Annotated in this window: 15 protein-coding genes; 7 read left to right on the top strand and 8 right to left on the bottom strand. The window is 65.5% G+C overall.

Annotated elements, in window-relative coordinates; all coding sequences use genetic code 11:
* A partial coding sequence (locus G3N94_RS19250) for a helix-turn-helix domain-containing protein (RefSeq protein WP_205794171.1) occupies positions 1-225 on the top strand: 225 nt, incomplete at its 5' end.
* Between the two features lie 156 nt (positions 226-381).
* On the opposite strand, the gene G3N94_RS19255 is transcribed toward G3N94_RS19250, so the two are convergent.
* Positions 382-1,230 (bottom strand): ureidoglycolate lyase, encoded by an 849-nt coding sequence (locus G3N94_RS19255; protein WP_205794172.1) that lies wholly within the window; start codon positions 1,228-1,230, stop codon positions 382-384.
* Between the two features lie 620 nt (positions 1,231-1,850).
* Here G3N94_RS19255 and G3N94_RS19260 point away from each other — a divergent pair.
* On the top strand, positions 1,851-2,672 hold the full coding sequence (locus tag G3N94_RS19260; RefSeq protein WP_205794173.1) for an IclR family transcriptional regulator: 822 nt from the start codon (positions 1,851-1,853) through the stop codon (positions 2,670-2,672).
* 74 nt (positions 2,673-2,746) lie between these two features.
* Positions 2,747-3,298 carry a hypothetical protein gene (locus G3N94_RS19265; RefSeq protein ID WP_205794174.1) on the top strand — a complete coding sequence of 184 codons (552 nt, stop codon included), beginning with the start codon at positions 2,747-2,749 and terminating at the stop codon, positions 3,296-3,298.
* A 768-nt stretch (positions 3,299-4,066) separates the two neighbouring features.
* Here G3N94_RS19265 and G3N94_RS19270 read toward each other — a convergent pair.
* Positions 4,067-6,430 carry a GNAT family N-acetyltransferase gene (locus tag G3N94_RS19270; RefSeq protein ID WP_205794175.1) on the bottom strand — a complete coding sequence of 788 codons (2,364 nt, stop codon included), beginning with the start codon at positions 6,428-6,430 and terminating at the stop codon, positions 4,067-4,069.
* A gap of 176 nt (positions 6,431-6,606) precedes the next feature.
* On the opposite strand from G3N94_RS19270, the gene G3N94_RS19275 reads away from it, so the two are divergent.
* On the top strand, positions 6,607-6,900 hold the full coding sequence (locus G3N94_RS19275; protein ID WP_205794176.1) for a hypothetical protein: 294 nt from the start codon (positions 6,607-6,609) through the stop codon (positions 6,898-6,900).
* Positions 6,901-7,072: 172 nt separating this feature from the next.
* On the opposite strand, the gene G3N94_RS19280 is transcribed toward G3N94_RS19275, so the two are convergent.
* The 4 genes from G3N94_RS19280 to G3N94_RS19290 all read right to left on the bottom strand — a co-directional run bounded on the left by G3N94_RS19280 (position 7,073) and on the right by G3N94_RS19290 (position 9,902).
* Complete coding sequence (locus tag G3N94_RS19280) at positions 7,073-7,363, bottom strand: H-NS histone family protein (protein WP_205794177.1); 291 nt, start codon at positions 7,361-7,363, stop codon at positions 7,073-7,075.
* A gap of 116 nt (positions 7,364-7,479) precedes the next feature.
* The gene (locus G3N94_RS42495; protein WP_241021947.1) at positions 7,480-7,767 is read right to left on the bottom strand and encodes a hypothetical protein; all 288 of its coding nucleotides are present in this window, start codon (positions 7,765-7,767) and stop codon (positions 7,480-7,482) included.
* 61 nt (positions 7,768-7,828) lie between these two features.
* The gene (locus tag G3N94_RS19285; RefSeq protein ID WP_205794178.1) at positions 7,829-8,356 is read right to left on the bottom strand and encodes a BON domain-containing protein; all 528 of its coding nucleotides are present in this window, start codon (positions 8,354-8,356) and stop codon (positions 7,829-7,831) included.
* 40 nt (positions 8,357-8,396) lie between these two features.
* The gene (locus G3N94_RS19290; RefSeq protein WP_205794179.1) at positions 8,397-9,902 is read right to left on the bottom strand and encodes a sigma 54-interacting transcriptional regulator; all 1,506 of its coding nucleotides are present in this window, start codon (positions 9,900-9,902) and stop codon (positions 8,397-8,399) included.
* 321 nt (positions 9,903-10,223) lie between these two features.
* On the opposite strand from G3N94_RS19290, the gene G3N94_RS19295 reads away from it, so the two are divergent.
* Both G3N94_RS19295 and G3N94_RS19300 read left to right on the top strand, forming a co-directional pair.
* Complete coding sequence (locus G3N94_RS19295; RefSeq protein WP_205794180.1) at positions 10,224-11,627, top strand: GntP family permease; 1,404 nt, start codon at positions 10,224-10,226, stop codon at positions 11,625-11,627.
* 315 nt (positions 11,628-11,942) lie between these two features.
* On the top strand, positions 11,943-12,212 hold the full coding sequence (locus G3N94_RS19300) for a DUF4148 domain-containing protein (RefSeq protein WP_205794181.1): 270 nt from the start codon (positions 11,943-11,945) through the stop codon (positions 12,210-12,212).
* Between the two features lie 81 nt (positions 12,213-12,293).
* Here the strand turns inward: G3N94_RS19300 and G3N94_RS19305 are convergent, their stop codons facing one another.
* A complete protein-coding gene (locus G3N94_RS19305; RefSeq protein ID WP_205794182.1) occupies positions 12,294-12,659 on the bottom strand; it encodes a 5-carboxymethyl-2-hydroxymuconate Delta-isomerase in 366 nt (121 codons plus the stop codon).
* Positions 12,660-13,155: 496 nt separating this feature from the next.
* Between G3N94_RS19305 and G3N94_RS19310 the strand changes: the two genes are divergently transcribed.
* On the top strand, positions 13,156-14,202 hold the full coding sequence (locus G3N94_RS19310; RefSeq protein ID WP_205794183.1) for a helix-turn-helix domain-containing protein: 1,047 nt from the start codon (positions 13,156-13,158) through the stop codon (positions 14,200-14,202).
* A 357-nt stretch (positions 14,203-14,559) separates the two neighbouring features.
* On the opposite strand, the gene G3N94_RS19315 is transcribed toward G3N94_RS19310, so the two are convergent.
* Positions 14,560-15,606 (bottom strand): helix-turn-helix domain-containing protein, encoded by a 1,047-nt coding sequence (locus tag G3N94_RS19315; protein WP_205794184.1) that lies wholly within the window; start codon positions 15,604-15,606, stop codon positions 14,560-14,562.
* Between the last annotated feature and the right edge of the window lie 123 nt (positions 15,607-15,729).

The raw sequence follows: 15,729 nt of genomic DNA on the forward strand, positions 1-15,729 counted from the left end.
TTACTCGATCCCGACGCGCTGCAGACGATCGCGCCGGAGCTGTTCGCGGCGCCAGACGCGGCCGCCGACCCGGACGACACGCTGACACTGCAGGCGCGCCGCCGACGCGCGGAGGCCGACGAGATCCGCGCGGCGCTCGATGCGTGCGGCGGCGATCGCGACCGCGCGTGCGCGATGCTCGGCATCAGCAAGACGACGCTGTGGCGGAAGCTGTCGGCGAAGTAGCCGTGGTGGGGCCGGTGTCGGTGTCGGCGAAGCGGTGCGAGCGAACCGCCCGACCGGCAAACGACGATCAGGCAGTCGCTCGCGGATCGGGCGTGCGGCGTGTCCGGGCGGTCTTGAACCGCACCTTGCGCCGCACCTCGCGCCGCATCTTCCGCGTTACAGCGCGCCGCGCGTGCGCTGCAACTGCTCGCCGAGCCCTTCGATGCCGAGCCGCACCGTCTGCCCCGGCTTCAGGAACACCGGCGCCGGCTTGATGCCCATGCCGACGCCCGGGGGCGTGCCGGTCGTGATCACGTCGCCCGGCTGCAGCGTCATGCAGCGCGACAGATACGCGACGAGCTGCGCGACCGTGAACACCATCGTGCGCGTGTTGCCGTTCTGATAGCGGTGGCCGTCGACCTCGAGCCACAGGTCGAGCCGCTGCGGGTCGGGCACGTCGTCGCGCGTGACGAGCCACGGGCCGATCGGGCCGAACGTGTCGAAGCCCTTGCCCTTGTCCCACTGACCACCGCGTTCGATCTGCCATTCGCGCTCGGACACGTCGTTGACCACGCAATAGCCTGCGACGTAATCGAGTGCGCGCGCGTCGTCGACGTCCTTGCACGGCGCGCCGATCACGACGCCCAGCTCGACCTCCCAGTCGGTCTTCACCGAGTCTTTCGGAATGTCGATGCCGTCGTTCGGACCGCAGATCGAACTCGTCCACTTGCCGAACACGACCGGCTCGGTCGGCACCGGCATGCCGGCCTCCGCCGCGTGGTCCGCATAGTTCAGGCCGATCCCGATGAACTTGCCGACGCGGCCGACGCACGGGCCGATGCGCGGCTCGCCAGGCACGAGCGGCAGCGTCGCGGGATCGATCGCGCGCAGCCGCGCAAGACCGGCATCGGACAGCGCGTCGCCGGCGAGATCCGGCACGTGCGCCGACAGGTCGCGAATCCGGCCGTCCGCGTCGAGGATGCCGGGTTTTTCCTGGCCGGACGGGCCATAGCGAAGCAGTTTCATCGAGCTCAACCTCTCATATCGAATGTGACAGGATACCGGCGCAATGCGGCTTCCTGCAGCCACGCGCCGGACTCAATCGTCGATCGTCGATCGTCGATCGTCGATCGCCGATAGCGCGCGGCGCGCCGTTCGACGCGCGGGATCGCGCGGGCGCAGCGATCGCGTGCGCGGCCGCGTCGCCGCTTGCCCGCCAGTCTTTGTACCATCGGCGGCCCGCCGTGAAATGGCACTCGACGGATACCGACTATTGCAGCGCATGCTGGCCTTGCAGTGCAGCAACGCCGCCGCGCCGGCTGCGGGTCGGGCGCCCCGACTGTCCGGCACGCGTCACAGACGCGTGAAATTCCGTTCACGCGCATCAAATCTGCGCTGAAACACAGTCAAATCAGGCATGAATCGCACATCTTTGGCAAACGTTTGTCATCGGAAGTGGGGTCTCATCCGTTCCTGTTTGGTAACGATCTGTAAGCAGACGCCGTATTGCGCACTCGTTGTTTGTTGTTAAGCTCGACCGTGTCAAATTTACCGACACGTACAGGCTTTACACTTGGGCGTTGCAAAGCCGGCAAACGTGCGTCGTCGACAGATCGACTGCATTTCACCGACCACATACCAACACAATGCAAACGACACATGCCCGGTTCTCCGGCAACGACGCCCAGGGAGACCAAGCCGGAATCGACCGCTACCGCGCGCCCGCGCTCGACAAGGGGCTCGACATTCTCGAGCTGCTGGCGGAGCAGAAAGAAGGCCTCACCCGCACCGAAATCACGAAGGAACTCGGCCGCAATGCGAGCGAAATCTACCGGATGCTCGAACGGCTGGTTGCCCGCCGCTACGTGATGCGCTCGACGGGCGGCGACCGCTATACGCTCAGTCTCAAGCTGTTCGCACTCGCGCATCGCCATCCACCGATGAACCGGCTCGTCGGCGAGGCGCTGCCGCAAATGCAGCGCTTCGCCGATTCGGCCGAGCAATCGTGCCACCTGAGCGTCTACGATCGCGGCAACCTGCTCGTGATCGCGCAGGTCGACGGGCCCGGCCCGTGGGGCGTGTCGGTCCGGCTCGGCTCGCGCGTCGGGCTCGTCGATACCGCGTCGGGACGCGTGATGCTCTCGTTCCAGCCTTCTGACCAGCGCGCGCACATGCTGTCCGAACATCGCAAGGTCAAAGGCGAAGCCCCGCTGAACGAACAGGAACTCGCGCACGCGTGCCAGTCGATCCGCCAGACCGGGTTCCTGCGTCAGGACAGCCGCCAGGCCTACGGCGTGACCGACCTCAGCGCACCGATTCTCGGCCCGTCCGGCCATGCGATCGCGGTGCTGACCTGCCCGTTCATGCGCCGCATCGACACGCATGCGGCGCCGTCCGCCGATGCGGTGGTCGAGCGCCTGCAACACACGGCGGACACGCTGTCGATGTGCCGCGTCGACGCGGACTGACGCGCGCGGCGCTACGCTAGAATAGCGGCCCTTTCAAACACTGCGACGGCCGGGCCGGCCGGCCGTCGTACCCGATGGATGTCATGGCCAAACTTCTGAGCGATCTCGAATTCCAGCGTTTCTCCGAACTTCAGCAGAAGCAGGCAAGCTTCACGATCACCCCCGAAGAGGCGGACGAACTGCGCGACATCGTCGCGCGCGCGCAACAGAAGCGCGACGACCGCGCTGCCGCGATGCAGGCGATCGAAAACTACATCGAGCAATTCGACATCACGCCCGACGAACTCTTCTCGCCCGACCAGATCGGCGACGCGGCCCGCACGTACGGCCTGATCACCGCGACGAAGAAGGAGCGCACGCTCCCGCCGACGATCACCTTCAACGGCAAGCCGCATCAATGGACCAAGACGCTCCCGGACGACGTCCGCGGCGCGCTGTTCGACGCGTTCACGTCCGGCGAATCCGTCAAGCGCTTCATCGCGATGCCGAAGGATGTGGCCCGCTGCGCGCTGACGATCGCCCGCCTCGAGCGCGAAACGGGCGGCGTCTACGCGGACGCGCACCTTGCCGAACTGTCGATCTCGCGCGAACTGGTGAACGACGCAGCGGCAAAACTGGCCACCTGACGGCATCGTCTCGCCAGGCCGGCCCGTGCGCGGAGCGCGCTGGCCGGCGTCGCCCCTCTCGGGAGCCGCGCGAACACGGGCTCCCGAAAACTCTCACCTCAACGTCCGTATCGGCTCACTGACGTGTCCCGCAGACGCTCAGCCCCGGGTTCCCGGATATGCTCACCGATGCCTCCCGGAAGAACTCACCGATATCTCCCGCAGAGGCTCACTGGCGGTTCCTGTAAAGGCTCACTGGCGCCTCCCGCAGAGGGCTCACCGGCGCTTCCCGTTAAGGCTCACCAGCGCCCCCGTAAAGGCTCACTGGCACTTCCTGCAAAGGCTCACCGGCGCCCCCCGTAAAGGCTCACTGGCACTTCCTGCAAAGGCTCACCGGCGCTCCCCGTAAAGGCTCACTGGCACTCCCCGTAAAGGCTCACCGGCACTTCCTGCAAAGGTTCACCGGTGCTCCCCCGTAAAGGCTCACCAGCACTTCCTGCAAAGGTTCACCGGTGCTCCCCCGTAAAGGCTCACCAGCACTTCCTGCAAAGGCTCACCGGCGCTCCCCGTAAACACTCACTAGCACTTCCCGCAAAGGCTCACCATAGCCTCCCGAAAAAGCTCACCGATCCTTCCCGGAGACCCTCACCTATTGCTCCCGGAAACACTCACCGAAAGCCCCCGTAACAGCTCACCCTTGTGCTCCCGGAGAGGCTCACTTTCTGGCCCCGAAAAAGCTCACCTTCGATGCGACTGCGGCATCGCGGCATGCTCGTTCGCGTCCGCGCATCAGGTCTGCTGCAGCTTCATCCGGAAGCCGACGACGCTGGGTTCCTCCGTCGACGTGATCGCGAAGCCGCACGCTTTTGCCAGCGAAATCATCGCGGTGTTCTCGCGCAGCGCTTCGCCGACCATCCATCTGGTGCCGCGTGACCGCGCGTATTCGATGATGCGCGCCATCAGCAGGCGCCCGAGCCCCTTGCCCTTCTGATCGGGCCGAACGGCGATCGCGAACTCGGTCGTCTCGTTGTCGGGATCGGTGACCGCGCGTACCGCCGCGAGCGTCTGCGCATTGCCGGTTCCGTCGCCGACCGACGCGATGAACGCCATCTCGCGGTCGTAGTCGATTTGCGTCATGCGCGCCAGTTGCGAATGATCGAAGCCGCGTACCGCGCCGAAGAAACGCATCCGCAAATCCTCCGGCGTCATCGCTCCGAGCAATGCATTGTGGGCTGCTTCGTCCTCCGGACGGATCGGCCTGAGCGTCATCGTCTCGCCGTGCCATGCGAGCGTTTGCTCGAGATGGCGCGGATACGGCATGATCGCCAGCCGGCTGCGCCCGGCCGCCAGCGTGATCCGCGGCGCGATCACCTGCACCCGGTCGGCCAGGATGCGCAAGGTGACCGACATCGCCACCACCTCGCGCACGTCGCACACCACCTGCGACAGCGCCGTGAACGCGCCGAGCGCGGCCTCGACCGGTGCGCGGCGCGCGTATGGCGAGCGCTCCATCACCGCACGCGCAAGCACGGAGTTCAGCGGCGGAAGCCCGTAGATGACGAACGGCGCCGACACGCCGTCCGCTGGCGGCACTGCATAACGGAACACCGGACCGAAGTTCGGGTCGTCGTGCATGTCGACAGTCACGTCGACGATCGGCGTCTCGGCCGGTTTGTCGGCACCTCGCTCGCCTTGCAGACCGAAATGGGTCAACCACTGCGTGGCGGGCACACCGGTCAGTTCGTGCTGCCCCGCGTCCAGCAACCGCCGCGCCTGCGCCTGTGCGGACGCGACGCAGGCAGCCGGCTGTGGCGGCGTGCCTTCGGGCGTCTGCATCAGCAGCTCGCGGCCGAGGTTGTAGTCGACGAGACGCGCGTATGCGCGCGCGAGCCGCTGCGGTGTCGTGTGCACCGGAATGCCGTTCGCATGCAGCGCGTCGCGTGTGGCCGCATCGACCGCACCGAAAAAGCACGCGAGGATGCCGCGATGTGCGTGCTGGCGCGACTCGATCAGCGCACGCGCCACCTCGTCGGCAGGTGCACTGTGCGATGTCGAATGCACGACGAACAGCGTGCCGGTTTGCGGAAACGGCGCGAGCGCCTGGATCACCGCGGCGAAGTGTTCGGGACGCGCGTCGTCGCCGAGCGTCAGCGGATTGCCCGGGGCATCGAGATGCGGCAGCGCATTCGACACCGCAGCCGTCGCCGCCGGCGACCAGTCGGCCAGCACGTCGCGCACCTCCGCCACCGCGTCGACCGCGAGTTTCGCGACCCCCGCGTCGCTCGTCACGAGCGTCGCGGCACCGCGCGCCGTCACGCGACCGACGCCAAGCGTCTCGATCTCGTCGAGCAGATCGTCGAGCGCGTCGACACGCACCATCCCCGCACGCTGGAACGCGGCCGTATACAACGCATCGCCCGAATCCGCACGGCCGGTGCGCAGCGCAAGCACCGGCTTGTTGCGCGCGGCCGCACGCGCCGCCGACATGAACTTGCGTGCAGCGCTTATGGTATTGAGTTCGAGCAGGATCGCGCGGGTGCCGGGATCGCTCGCGAGGTAATCGAGCACGTCGCCGGCATCGACGTCGGCTTCGTCACCGAGCGCGACCACATGCGAGAAGCCGAGCCCGCGCGCGTGCGCCCAGCCGAGCACGGCATTCGTCAGCGCATTCGACTGCGATACCCATGCGACGCCGCCCGAGCCGACCGTGTAGGCCGGCGCGCCGAAATGCGCGTGTCGCGCGGGCGACAGCACACCGAGGCTGCCCGGCCCGACGATACGGAGGACGAACGGCTTCGCGGCTTTCAGCGTGCGCTCGAGCGCCATGCGATCCGTGGCCGTGCGCGCTTCGCCGACGATCACCGCGACACGCGCGCCGAGGCTGCCGAGCTTGTGCACGATGCCGGGCCACGTCGCGGGCGGCGTGCAGATCACCGCGACCGACGGCGGTGCGGGCAACCGGTCGACGTCCGGCACGACCTTGTAGCCATCGAGCGAGTCGTACTTCGGATTGACGGGCCACACGGGGCCCTGGAACGCGCCATCGAGCACGCGCGACCACACCATCGCACCAATGCTGCCTGCGCGCGGCGACGCGCCAATGACTGCGACGGACTTCGGCTGAAACAGGGCATCGAGATGGCGAACGGTCACATCGGCTCCATACGGTAACGAATGCGGTAACGAATACGGTAACGAAAATTGGCGGAATTCGAACCGGGCCCGGCAAGCAGCGCGCCGGGCGATGCGAACTCCAAGCATAGGCGAAGCGCCTGCGGCTGCCTATATGCCGAACGGACAGCTACCCGACGCGAATCAAACGCTGCAACATGCAATTGCTCGCAGCGCGCCTCGACTTGCCGGCACTGACGCATGAATCCGATCGCCCCGATCTCGGTCACGGTCCCGACGGCAACAACAACGGCGCTTGCAACGATCCGGTGCGGCCGGCAAAGGTGAGGATTTACAGGAGCAAAGGTGAGAACGTTCGGGAATTGCGCGCGGGAATGCGCGAAAAGGCAAAAAGTGATGAAGGTATCCAATTCGCACGCACCCTTCGAATCGCGGAGGGGCATGCACATCACGCGCGCAATTGCGCCACTGTTTACCGGAAATCGACGTGATACGCGGATAAATCGCGGCGATTGGGCGGAATGGCGCGCGCCGGTCACGCGATGCCGCACGGCGGTTCAACCGCACGACACGATCCGCCGTCGCGCCAAAACAAAACGGTGCGACGGCCGCATGGCCGTTCGCACCGTCAGTCAGCGCACGAAAGGTGAGATTTTTCGGGAATCAGTCCTTGATCAGGAAACGCGCCCGGTTCTTGCCGAGCCATGCCGGCGCACGGCCGCGGCCGCTCCAGGTTTCGCCGGTCTTCGGATTGTGATACTTCGCCGGCAACGGACGTTTGGTCTTGACTTCGACACCCAGCGGACGGAAACCGAGCTCCTCCGGCGTGATGTCGAATTCCTCGATCTTCGCGCGGATCGATGCGATCGCGTCGGCAATCGCCTTTTCGCGTTCCTTATCAATCTTCTGCTGGAGTTTTTCGAGTTGCGCTGTCAGCTGCCTGTAGGTCGCCATATGATTTGGATTCCCTGAATGTTATCTATAAAAATAGGTGACACGAAGCAAATAGAAAAGTGCCCGGTCCGATTCGGGGTTTTCTCGGCCTGCGATTACGGGATCCGATTACGGGATCAATACGGACTTTTCTTCCTGCATGCGAAGAGCAGACTCCGCACGCCACCCTCTTCCGACTGCTTGAGCACGTCGAATTCACCATTGCAGGTAGCACGCGCGTTGTCGGTGCAATTGCTCCACCCACTCCCGCTCGTGCATTGCACCAGCGTGGTCGGGCGCCCATCCGACGTGAACAGCGGGGCACTGCCACCGCACCCTCCGAGCGCCGCCAACAGAGCAATCGCCCCGGCCTGCCTCCACCACGATCCAGGCCGCCGACAGACCGACGCAAGCATGTGTTTCATTGTTCTTTCCGTCAACCCTTTTTTGAATGCCGCGAGTATGCCATGCGCCCAAGCATTCGCGTCAATCGGGCACGCGGTCCGGCCGCGCGCGGGTCTTGTACGGCAGGCTCCGGCGCGGATCGTCGGTGATGCGAACGAACACCTGCTCGACGTCGGGCAGCGCCTCCAGTGCGCGAGCCAATGCCGCGCGATCGAACGACGCGTTCGCGCATCCTTCGACATAGATGAAACGCCGCTGCACCGTGATCCAGAGACTCGTGCCTTCCAGTCGCGCGCTGCCGGTGAAATGTGCTTTCGCTGCATCGGCGATCGGCGCGTCGTACAGGTAGGAATTCGGCTTCGTGCAACGGTGAGCCAGCCAGCACGTCGTGCCACGCTCGGCGCGATAGTGTGCGTCGTCCGCCATTTCGGCCTTCGTCATCCACGGCCCGAGCGGCAGCGGGCATTCGGCGAAATCCTGCGACAGCGCAACGAACGGATCGTTGTACCAGTTGCGCCGCGCCTGCGGTTCGCCGGCCGCATCGGTTTGCGCGAGCGCGGGCGCCGCGAGCGTCGCGGCCAGCCACCACGCGATCCAGGTTCGCTTCATCGTCGCCTCCTTGCGTTCGGCAGCGCCGGCACACACGACGCTACAGTTCGATGCCCAACGCCGCCAGCTTCTTGTAAAACGTCGCGCGGCCGATGCCGATGCGCGCAGCCGCGTCCACCACCTTGCCGTTGCACGCAGCGAGCGCGTCGGTCAGGAATTGACGCTCCCATGCTGCCAACGCATCCGCATACGACTTCGCATCCGCAGCAGGCGGCGCCCCCGCGTCGCGCGTCTCCTGCAGCGCCGCCGAAGGGTGCGCTGGATGCGCTGGATGCACTAAGTGCGCCGGCGGCATCGCGTCGGGCGCCGCACGCGACGGCCCGAGGAACGGCGCTAGCGCCCGGGCGTCGATCACCGATCGGTCCGACAGCATCAACGCGCGTTCGAGCGTGTTGCGCAGTTCGCGAACGTTGCCGGGCCACGGGTGCGCGCACAGCATCCGCAGCGCGTCGTCGGTCAGCTCACAGTGCGCGGCGCGTCCATGCTGCGCGGCAAGCTCCTCGAGCGTTGCGTAGACGAGCGCCGCGATGTCGGCCGCGCGCTCGCGCAGCGGCGGTGCGTGAATCGTCAACACATTGAGCCGGTAATAGAGATCCGCACGAAAGCGCCCGGCGGCGACGAGCGCCGGCAGGTCGGCTGATGTCGCTGCGATGATCCGCACGTCGGCGCGCACGATGCGGTTCGAGCCGACCGGCTCGAATTCCTTGTCCTGCAGCACGCGCAGCAGCTTGCCCTGCAGCGACAGCGGCATGTCGCCGATTTCGTCGAGGAACAGCGTGCCGCGGTCAGCCAGCTCGAACTTGCCGACCCGCCCCTTGCGATCGGCGCCGGTGTAGGCGCCGGGCGCCGCGCCGAAGAACTCGGTCTCGAGCAGCGTGTCGGGAATCGCGGCGACGTTGACAGTCACGAGCGGCTGGAGCGCACGCGCCGACGCCGCGTGGATCGCATGCGCGAGCAGCTCCTTGCCGGTACCGGTCTCGCCGAGCAGCAGGACCGGTGCATCGACCTGCGCGGCGCGGCGCGCCTGGCGCTTGGTCTCGAGGCTCGCCGCGCTCGTGCCGACGAAGCTCGCGAACGTGTATTTCGCGCGGCGCGCCTGCGCGAGCGAGCGCTGTGTCGCGATCAGTTGCTGCTGAAGCTGCACGTAACGGGAAAAGATCGGCGTGAGCGTCTTCAGTTCGTCGAACAGCGCGAAGCCGATTGCGCCGACCGTCTCGCCGGCGTCGTTCTTCAGAGGCAGGCGGGTCACGACGAGCGGCTCGCGGCTCGTCTCCATGATGTCGAGCAGGATCGGCTGCCCGGTCGACACGACTTCGCGCATCAGGCTGTGCGGGATCACCGCCTCGCAATCGAGGCCGATCGCCTGCTGCGGATTGGCGAAACCGAAGCGCGCCGCATAGCGCTCGTTTATCCACACGATCCGCGCGTCGCGATCGACGATCAGCGTGCCCGCGCTCGACCCTTCGAAGGTCCTGAACAGCGATTCGGCGCCGCGCCGCAGCAGGTCGCCGTAATCGACGGGCAGTCGGGCCCAGTCGTTCATCATCGTGTCGTCGTCTCCACGTATCGTTATCGGCTGTCTCCAGAACGAGACGGATTATCTCATTCCGGAGACAACCCGCAATACCTTGATCTGGCGCGCCCGGCACGCATTTCCGGCCTGGCCGAACGGACAATTCGTCTCCCTCTGGAGACGTTTTCTGTAGAATCGACTGACGATTGACCGGCGCGGGCCCGCCGGCTTCCGGCGGACGCACGTCCGGCGGTGCAATCCGGCCGATGGCACGAAACCTGCACGAACCTGAGCCGGTCCGCGGCGCGGCGCGCCGCACGACCGAACAACAACCAAAGCCATTAGGAGACTCCCTTGTCTTTCGTGATCGTCCTCGCCGCGCTGGCGTTCCTGATGTTCGCCGCATACCGCGGCTACAGCGTGATCCTGTTCGCGCCGATCGCCGCACTCGGCGCCGTGCTCATGACCGATCCGGCCGCCGTCGCGCCGGTCTTCTCCGGCATCTTCATGGAGAAGATGGTCGGCTTCGTCAAACTGTACTTCCCGGTGTTCATGCTCGGCGCGGTGTTCGGCAAGGTGATCGAACTGTCCGGCTTCTCGGAATCGATCGTCCACGCCGCGATCCGCTATATCGGCCGCTCGCGTGCGAATGCGGTGATCGTCGCCGTGTGTGCGCTGCTCACCTATGGCGGCGTGTCGCTGTTCGTCGTCGTGTTCGCGGTCTATCCGTTCGCGGCCGAGCTTTACCGCCAGAGCAACATTCCGAAGCGGCTGATGCCCGGCGCAATCGCGCTCGGCGCGTTCTCGTTCACGATGGATTCGCTGCCCGGCACGCCGCAGATCCAGAACATCATCCCGACCACGTTCTTCAAGACGACTGCGTGGGCAGCCCCCGCGCTCGGCACGATCGGTTCGGTGTTCATCGTGATCGTCGGCCTGTCGTATCTCGAATGGCGCCGCCGCTCGGCGATGGCGAAGGGCGAAGGCTACGGCACGTCGCTCGTGAACGAGCCCGAGCGCGTCGAGGCGACGTCGCTGCCGAATCCCGCGCTCGCGATCCTGCCGCTGATCCTCGTCGGCGTGTCGAACTTCACGTTCACGAAGCTGATCCCGACGTGGTACGGCACCGCGTCGTATACGGTCACGCCGGAGGTGCTGCCCGGCGTGCATACGCCGGTGACGACGTCGATCAAGACGGTCGTCGCGATCTGGTCGGTCGAGGCTGCACTGCTGCTCGGCATCCTGCTCGTCGTCGCCACCGCGTTCCGGCGAGTCAGCGACCGCTTCGCGGCCGGCTCGAAGGCCGCGGTCGGCGGCGCGCTGCTCGCCGCGATGAACACCGCGTCCGAGTACGGCTTCGGCGGCGTCATTGCCGCGCTGCCGGGCTTCCTCGTCGTCGGCGATGCGCTGAAGAGCATTCCGAACCCGCTCGTCAACGCGGCCGTGTCGGTCAGCTCGCTCGCCGGCATCACCGGCTCGGCATCGGGCGGCATGAGCATCGCGCTCGCCGCGATGTCGGATCTGTTCATCAAGGGCGCGCAGGCGGCCAACATTCCGATGGACGTGCTGCACCGGGTCGTCGCGATGGCGAGCGGCGGCATGGACACGCTGCCGCACAACGGCGCGGTGATCACGCTGCTCGCGGTGACGGGCCTCACGCACCGCGAGTCGTATCGCGACATCTTCGCGGTCACCGTGATCAAAACGCTCGCGGTGTTCTTCGTGATCGCGGTGTATTACACGACGGGCCTCGTGTAACGACATTCGACGACATTCGCCGGGCTGCCGCCCGGCATCTCCCGTCACCGGCCGCGTCAGCGGCCGGCTTCGTTTCCGCCAGCCGGCCAGCGCACACGCTGCGCGAACGCGTTCCGGCCCCGGCGGCCACGCTCGCCAACCGGCTTCCATCGCGCTCGGCCACGCCCCGGCCGATACGCAGCGCCGCGCGCATTGTTGTTTACGGCGGAACACTGCGTTGGGTGCCGCGCCATTTATGGTGCTTCGGGCGCGGCCTACACTGGCTTCCACGACCGACACGACATCGTGTCATCAGGAAACGTGGAGGTAACGATCATGAAATCCCTGGTCCGCGCACTTGCCCTGGCCCTGACCCTCTCTGCCCCGCTCGTCGCTCACGCGCAATCGAACCAGCCGCTTACGCGCGCACAGGTTCACGCCGAAGTGCTCGCGCTCAAGAAGGCCGGCTTCCAGCCGAGCGACTGGTTCTATCCCGCGAGCATCCTCGCGGCCGAAGCAAAGGTGGCCCAACAGAAAAACCCGTCGCAAGCCGACGGCTCCGGATACGGCAGCGCTCACGGCGCCGCAACGGAATCGGCGCAGTAATCCGGTATCCGAAGCGCCCCGTTACGACTTCCCGCGCGGCTTCCGGTCGCCGGCACGACGATGCGGTGCCGGACGGACGCGTCAGCGCGGCGCGATGCTCACCTTCGCGTACGACTCGCTTTCGATCTCGACCATTTCGGCGCAAAGCTGCAAGTGGGTGCCCGATGGTGCGTGACAGCGCACCTTCAGCACCGCCAGCACCTGCTCGGCCAGATCGCGCTTGACGTCGACGGACCGGCCGCTCAGCAGCGCCAGCTTCGCGTGTGCGAATGCGCGCGGCGCGCCGGTCGTCCCCACGACGAATTCGTCGAAACGCAGCGCGCGACTCTTGATGTCGGGCTCGTCGAAATGGCCGGACGCGACGAGCGCCTCGTTGAGCGCGATCAGCGTCGCCGTCGCGTCGAACCCGTCGAGATTGCAGGAATATTCAAGCGTCAGATGGGGCATGGTGTCGGAGTGTTGCAGAAGTTGAATGATGGCCGATGCGAATGCGCCGGACCGGCCCGCCAAATTGTGGGAGTGAGCAGGAATGCGCGATTTTCAGCCAGCGCAAACGTTGTCTATTAAACGCGCCATGCGTTCCGCATGTCAAATCATCCAACAATACAGCGCGCGCATATGTCGTAAACCGGATTGATTATCGAGCGGTTATCACCCGCCGAATTCAAATTATGCATTTCCACACGCCGGCCGGCACACGACGGCTCGTCAGGCCATCACCAGTCAATTGATACGGCCGCCTCTCATCGTATTAGAAAATTTTAATCATCTTACGCCTGCATTCGTCTCAATTAGCTACTCGGCATTCATGTATCCGTGTATAGTTTCGCCTTCAATAAAACTCGCACGTTCCCGCGCCCGGAATCGATCCGGTTGCGCGCCGGTATTCTTCGTATTCACGTGCGAATCAGAACGATTCACCGAATCCGGGGCGGTACGTGCGATGACACAGCCAGAAATCATCATTTCCACCGATGCGGTCGAGCCGTGCTTGCGCAATGATTTCTGGCGCGAAGTCACGTTTCCCGTATTCGACACCACGCCTGTCGACGGTACGACGAGCACGCCGCTCTGCGGCGCCATCCACAGCCGGCCGGTCGGCGGGCTGCTGATCGGCACGGTCAGCTTCAATGCACAGCGCTACCGGCGCGACCGGCGCGTGATCGCACAGGGCGGCCTCGATCATTACATGATCCAGATGCTGACCGCGGGAACGATGCGCGGCACGTTCGGCCGGCGCAGCGTGACAGCCGAACCGGGCGACATCTGCATCATGGATTTCACGCGGACCTTCGAGAGCCGCGTCGACACCGGCGCAAGGATGACGATGGCCGTGCCGCGCAAGGATCTGGAAAACGCACTCGGACGGCGCGACCTGCATGGCGCCGTGCTGAAGGCCGGCGCACCGATGACGCAACTGCTGATCGATTTTCTGCAAGGCCTGATTGCCGTATCGGCGCGCCTGTCGGCCAGCGAGGCGTTCGCCGCGCAGGGCGCGATGGTGTCGCTGCTCGCGGCCGGGCTCGCCGGACAGGACATCACGGGACACGCTGCGCCGTCGGCGCTCAATGAAGTGCTGCGCGAACGCGTGATCGAATTCATCGATGCGAACCTCACGCGTCCGGAGCTCGGCCCCGAGCTGCTGATGCGCCGGTTCCGGATTTCGCGCGCCCATCTGTATCGGGCCTTCACTGAAGACGGCGGCGTGGGCACGCTCATTCGTAACAAGCGCCTCGATGCGGCCTACCTGGCGCTCACGCATCATCGCGGGCGCGAACGTTCGATCACGGAGATCGCGACCGAGTGCGGCTTCTCCAGCAGCGCCCGGTTTCTGCGGGCCTTCCGCTCGCACTTCGGCTTCACGCCCAGCGACGCGAAGCGGGAAGGCGTGATGCCCGCGGTAGCGCCCGGCGACGGCTCGCATTTGCTGCAACGTCATTTCGCGAACTATCATTCGGCGCCGGCTACCGGATCGCGCGCTCAGGATTGACGCGCCATACGGTTCGCAATGACATTCTTCGTTGACGTCGAATCTTGACGTCAAATCGCCGACCCAATGCGCGTTCGAATCCGGATTCCGCAGGTCGTCTGCCGAAATGGGAAATTCCAATGGCATTCAGGAGACAAATCGAAACCTCCGTCCATTCATTTCAATAAGAAAGGATGTGAAAATAACGACACGGACGCACCCCGTGTCCGGTATTTTCTGTGCCATTCGCAAGCCACATTCGTGTGGCTTCTTTTTTTGGCCGAGCGGATGGCAACGACAGCGTTCCTGTCGATCAAGTGGCCGCTGAAACCGGACATCGCACGCAACGCAGCGCGCCACCCTTCGTCATACCGATGGTTATAGGCCACGCGTATCCGGCGTCGGCTTCGACGGCACCGCATGGCGCGCGAAGTGACCATGCAGGCGCGACAGATCGTGTGAGGCCGCCGTGCGTTTCGCTTGCCCCATCCTGACCTCGCGCGCCGTCATCCCGAAGCGCTGACGCATCGCATGCACTAACCGGTCGCCGCTCGAAAAGCCGTGGCGGAGCGCGACTTCCTTGATCGACTGCCCGCTCGACCGGGGATCGACGAGCGCCCGATACGCAAGATCGAGGCGGCGGTCGCGGATGAAACGCGCGACACCGCCGTCCGCGTCGAACACGCGGTACAAGTGTGCACGGGAAATGCGGAAGTGCGTGATCAGCGCTTCGGGGCCGAGATCGTGATCCGTCAAATGATCGGAGATGTACTGCACGATCCGCCTGCGCAGCGCGGCGCCGTGCGTCGCGAAGCGCTTGCCGTCCGCGTGCGGCGCATCCAGCAGCGCCGCGGCGAGCAGCGCCACCATCGCATCCTGCACCGCGATGGCCTGAGGCGCCGATACGTGCGCGGCCACCCGGTGCATGTCCATCAGATAGTCGGCAAGCAGGCGCGTGATTCCCCTGTTCGCGCTCAGCACCGCACCGTGCAGGTTCCGTCCGTCGGCCGCAAGCTCGAGCCCGTCGCGCGGCACGACGACCGCAAAGGACGCGCCCGCGTCCACGCGGCTGCTCAGCGGCTGGCCGAGATCGATCAGATAGATGTCGCCCGTGTGCGCACGCGCGTCGATGCCGTTGAAATTGCCGACGTGCGCGCCCGAATGCACGAACTGGACGATGTAATGGTCGAGGCCGCTCTGCTCGATCGTGCGGCGATCGCGTCGGTACTGTTGGGCGTTGACCGATGCGCGCCACAGCAGCATCTCGCCGAACATCCGCGACACGAGCGTACCGGCCAGTCGCGCGTCGCCGCGATCCGCAACCGGCGTCGTTTCCGCGATGGGCCGCGTCACGTCGCGCCAGTATTCATCCCGCAACGCGGGCTCGACCTGGTCGGTCGATAAAAAGACTTCCCCGGATGCCATGTTCTCCTCGCATTGTTCCTTGCGAATGTTGTTGTCGTGGAGCGCGAGTGGTGAAGGACGATGTCGCACGGTCGCCCGGCCGAAGGTCCACGGTCCGGCGCCGCGGGTGCGGCGCCGCAAGCC

Origin of the sequence: Burkholderia sp. Ac-20353 (genome assembly GCF_017104785.1) — a bacterium.
GTDB lineage: Bacteria > Pseudomonadota > Gammaproteobacteria > Burkholderiales > Burkholderiaceae > Burkholderia.

Excerpts from the sequence above, each read along its gene's own strand:
- G3N94_RS19310 (WP_205794183.1), top strand. The coding sequence starts at position 13,156 with ATGACACAGCCAGAAATCATCATTTCCACCGATGCGGTCGAGCCGTGC.
- G3N94_RS19260 (WP_205794173.1), top strand. The coding sequence starts at position 1,851 with ATGCAAACGACACATGCCCGGTTCTCCGGCAACGACGCCCAGGGAGAC.
- G3N94_RS19280 (WP_205794177.1), bottom strand. The coding sequence starts at position 7,363 with ATGGCGACCTACAGGCAGCTGACAGCGCAACTCGAAAAACTCCAGCAG.
- G3N94_RS19255 (WP_205794172.1), bottom strand. The coding sequence starts at position 1,230 with ATGAAACTGCTTCGCTATGGCCCGTCCGGCCAGGAAAAACCCGGCATC.
- G3N94_RS19305 (WP_205794182.1), bottom strand. The coding sequence starts at position 12,659 with ATGCCCCATCTGACGCTTGAATATTCCTGCAATCTCGACGGGTTCGAC.
- G3N94_RS19265 (WP_205794174.1), top strand. The coding sequence starts at position 2,747 with ATGGATGTCATGGCCAAACTTCTGAGCGATCTCGAATTCCAGCGTTTC.
- G3N94_RS19315 (WP_205794184.1), bottom strand. The coding sequence starts at position 15,606 with ATGGCATCCGGGGAAGTCTTTTTATCGACCGACCAGGTCGAGCCCGCG.
- G3N94_RS42495 (WP_241021947.1), bottom strand. The coding sequence starts at position 7,767 with ATGAAACACATGCTTGCGTCGGTCTGTCGGCGGCCTGGATCGTGGTGG.
- G3N94_RS19300 (WP_205794181.1), top strand. The coding sequence starts at position 11,943 with ATGAAATCCCTGGTCCGCGCACTTGCCCTGGCCCTGACCCTCTCTGCC.
- G3N94_RS19285 (WP_205794178.1), bottom strand. The coding sequence starts at position 8,356 with ATGAAGCGAACCTGGATCGCGTGGTGGCTGGCCGCGACGCTCGCGGCG.
- G3N94_RS19275 (WP_205794176.1), top strand. The coding sequence starts at position 6,607 with ATGCAATTGCTCGCAGCGCGCCTCGACTTGCCGGCACTGACGCATGAA.
- G3N94_RS19290 (WP_205794179.1), bottom strand. The coding sequence starts at position 9,902 with ATGATGAACGACTGGGCCCGACTGCCCGTCGATTACGGCGACCTGCTG.